General features: G+C 40.7%; 1 pseudogene. It reads right to left on the reverse strand.

Features of this window, described 5'->3' with window-relative positions:
• Positions 1-441: pseudogene (locus tag AB4486_RS24130) on the reverse strand (hypothetical protein); the annotation flags it as partial.
• Positions 442-536: the final 95 nt, after the last annotated feature.

The following is a 536-nucleotide window of genomic DNA, read 5'->3' on the forward strand; positions in this document are numbered from 1 at the left end:
CAACTGGAATGCTTCACCGTCGTTGCTTCTAATAGACATCAAATCAGCAGAGGACACTTGTTCCAAGAATGGCACGTCCATCTGTAGCGCACAATTTAATGTATTGGCTTGGATATCCGTACTACCGACATCCATGTTAAGCAGATTACTTTCGAATGGATGTTCCGTACCAAACATGCATCCGAGGTATTCTGATAACGTTATGCGCTTACTTAGTTCAATGAAGTGATTTCGTGCGGTTTGATTTACAGATTGATTTACCCAAGCATCAAAATCGGCCTTACAGGGTGGCACAGAAGACTTCTTTTGAATGAAGGTGAATATGCTTTCTTTATCAGTCGGTTTAAATTCTGTTGGGTTTAATACATAACCCATGGCGAAGCCGCTTTCCATACCTTGGAAATGAATGCTGATGTTTCTACATGGATACAAATCACGCATTACGAGCATTCGTCCATTATCGTTTTGAACGCTTCGAACAACAGCACTAGCTTTATACTGTTCTAAGATGTTTGGAGGTAAGCAATCTTCAAATC

This window comes from Vibrio sp. 10N.222.55.C6 (assembly GCF_041473395.1).
GTDB lineage: Bacteria > Pseudomonadota > Gammaproteobacteria > Enterobacterales > Vibrionaceae > Vibrio > Vibrio crassostreae_C.